General features: G+C 52.3%; 2 protein-coding genes. Both read left to right on the top strand.

Annotated elements, in window-relative coordinates; genetic code table 11:
* Positions 1-325: 325 nt before the first annotated feature.
* Positions 326-1549: a methyl-accepting chemotaxis protein gene (locus tag O1724_RS23860; RefSeq protein ID WP_479983980.1), complete on the top strand. Its 1224-nt coding sequence runs from the start codon at positions 326-328 to the stop codon at positions 1547-1549.
* Positions 1550-2686: 1137 nt separating this feature from the next.
* A complete protein-coding gene (locus O1724_RS23855; RefSeq protein WP_063922967.1) occupies positions 2687-2923 on the top strand; it encodes a hypothetical protein in 237 nt (78 codons plus the stop codon).
* The last annotated feature ends 193 nt before the right edge of the window (positions 2924-3116 follow it).

Genomic DNA, 3116 nt, shown 5'->3' with positions numbered 1-3116 from the left:
TATGTTAAATAAGACGCTCCGGGCAGCTAAGATGAAACCCGGCAGGCTTCTCAGTGCCGCCTTGCTTGTAGCGCGATGCATTTCTTTCCAGAATTAAGGGGACCGGTTCCTGCTGGTTCCGGTCGGGTAACAATTTCGAATCTTATCTCTGGTTCACCCCGCTAAAGATGGCGGGTTTTTTACGCGTGAAATCCGGAGCCGGACATCATGCCGGCATGGCTGAAGAGCGGGCTTTTTCCCGCCCTGTCGCAGTAATATATAAAGCTACATAAGGAGTAGCCGATAACCATGGCAGTACTTACATTATCCGGGCAATCTGATTCAGATGTTTTCACTTAAATATATGTTCTCCCTGAACCTCCAGCGATCAGCCATTTCGTATGACGCAATTTGTCAGAATAAGCCTGTCATTGAGTTCAGTCCGGAGGGGGTGATAAATAAAGCCAGCCCGCTTTTTCTCTCCACTATGGGGTACAGGGCTGATGAAATAATCGGTCACCACCATCGTATATTCTGCCCGCCCTCGCTGGTAAGTTCACCGGAATACAGCCAGTTCTGGCAGCGCCTTGCCAGGGGAGAAAGCTTTAGTGGCAAGTACCTGCGGCTGGCAAAGGGAAATCGTTCCGTATGGCTTGAAGCCAGTTATATCCCCGTTTCTGACAGGCGCGGCCGTGTTATCAGAGTCATTAAAATTGCTGCCGATATTTCTGAGCGCGTGCATTCTGCTCTTGAGCAGGAAGCAGTCGTAAATGCCATAAACCGTTCTATGGCCATCATCACCTTCAATCCTGAAGGGATCGTGCTTGAAGCAAATGAAAATTTCGTCAATGCCACTGGCTATAAGCGGGATGAAATCATAGGTAAGCATCATCGTCTGTTCTGTGCCGAGACGCTTTACAAAAGTGATGAATACCGACATTTCTGGGAGAGACTGAATCAAGGTGAGTTTTTTTCTGGTCTGTTTCCACGCCTTAACCGTCAGGGAGACCCTCTGTGGTTCCGTGCAACTTATAACCCTGTCTTTAACAGTGATGGGCAGCTTTATAAAATTGTGAAATTCGCTACAGATGTCACGGCTGATGTCCTGCGAAACCAGAGAGAGCAGGAGGCTGCTGTGCATGCATGGGATATGGCCGTGCAGACCCGAGGAAGTGCGCAGAACGGTGCCAGTGTTATTGAAAATAGCATCCTTATGATTGACAGAATTGCGCAGGGGATGGGGGCTGTCTCCACCGATGTCTCACGGCTCAACAATCAGTCTGAAAGCATTGACGATATGGTGGAAACCATCCGGAAGTTTGCCATGCAGACAAGACTTATTGCACTGAATGCCGCGATTGAAGCAGCAAGGGCTGGCGCATCCGGAAGAAGTTTTGCGGTTGTTGCCGCAGAAGTGCGTAATCTTGCGGCGAGCGTCAGTAGCGCGACTGAAGAAATTGAGCAAGTCGTGGCCAGCAATAGTCAACTGGCCAAGGATGTTCTCTGTGGCATTGAAAACAGCCTGATGATCACTCGGGAAGGGGTTACACTCATGCGCGAAGCGCGGTGAAGTTATGACCAGCATTCAGAGGAATGCTGCAGGGGTTGAGACTGCGGTTAAGGATGTCGCCATTTCAGTTAAAGCCGGATAGGCCATGGTGCATATCCCCATATCTGTCGAACATCACAGATGATCTTCTTGAGATCCTTTCCGTTGCGTCGTAATCTCTTGCTCTGAAAACGAAAAAACCACCTGGGGAGGTGGTTTTTCGAAGGTTCAGCAAGTTGGGGAACTTCTGAACCGTGGTAACAGGGTGTACAAGACCGCTGCCACCAAATTCGTCCTTTCAGTTTAGCCGTAGTTAGGCTTCAACTTCAAGAACTCTGCACCAGTTATCTCTTGTACACCCCTTTACCAGTGGCTACCGCCAATGGCGATTTGTCGTGCCTTTTCGGGTTGGACTCAAGACGATAGTTACCGAAAAGAGCGTGGTAGTCGGACTGAACGGGGGGTTCGTGCATACAGTCCAGCTTGGAGCGAACTGCCTACCCGGAACTGAGTGTCAGGCGTGGAATGAGACAAACGCGGCCATAACAGCGGAATGACACCGGTAAACCGAAAGGCAGGAACAGGAGAGCGCACGAGGGAGCTACCAGGGGGAAACGCCTGGGATCTTTATAGTCCTGTCGGGTTTCGCCGCCACTGATTTGAGCGTCAGATTTCGTGATGCTTGTCAGGGGGGCGGAGCCTATGGAAAAACGGCAACGCCGCATCCTTTTTTTCTCCTGATTTTAGCGCCGCTCTTTCTCTTGTCATTCGTGAGCTGGTTACGCCCGCCACAGTCTCACGGCCGGAGCGTAGCGACCGAGTGAGCGAGGAGGCGTCATTTCATCGCTACCAGTATTTTGCACTTACGCCATGCAGCTACATTTTCCCTTGCCATATGAAGCACTTTCGTGATTCCTTCCTGCGGGCTAACATATTAAGCCAGTATACACTCCGCTAGCGCTATGTGACTGGTTCAGGGCTGCGCCCCGAAACCCGCTAACAGCCACTGACGCGCCTGCGGCTTGTCCAACGCCTCACGATACCGGATTAAAATCCGCTCCCGTTCACCGTTTCTGTCGACACAGGAGGCTCGCCGGCGCTTCATCGATTTCGCCGTGTCTGGCAGACTGTGCAGCATTATTCTGACCGGAGAACTACATGACCCGACTGACCAACCTGACGGCCGCCGAGAAAAAATTTCTCGACGAGGCTGTTGCCGCCGCTGAGAGAGTGTCAGGCAAGAAGCTAAATCAGCAGAACCGGCATATCGTCCTGAACCGGGCGCGGGCGCAGATCGAATCGCAGCGACATGCTGACCGTCAGCGGGCGTTACATGATGAAGAACGGCAGCAGGCGGATTTTACATGGTCACGTCCGCGTGCGCCGCGCCGCTGATCGTAGATTTCGGTGGGTTCGTGGCATTGATGCCGCGAAACGAGCCTCCATTCACCTGCGTGCATAGCCATGCAGGTGCGCAGAAATCATCAGGAGTGTTTTTCAGCGATACAGACGGGGAATGGTGCCGGAAATGGCCCTCAGGCCGCAGAAACGCGCTGAGGGCGTCCCGGGCGGTGCGGGCAAGAACTCT

The sequence above is a fragment of the Enterobacter cloacae complex sp. HYC074_NIDB genome (assembly GCF_056673345.1).
Note: the sequence above shows the minus strand (reverse complement) of the source record. Positions and strands in the feature narration are given on the sequence as shown.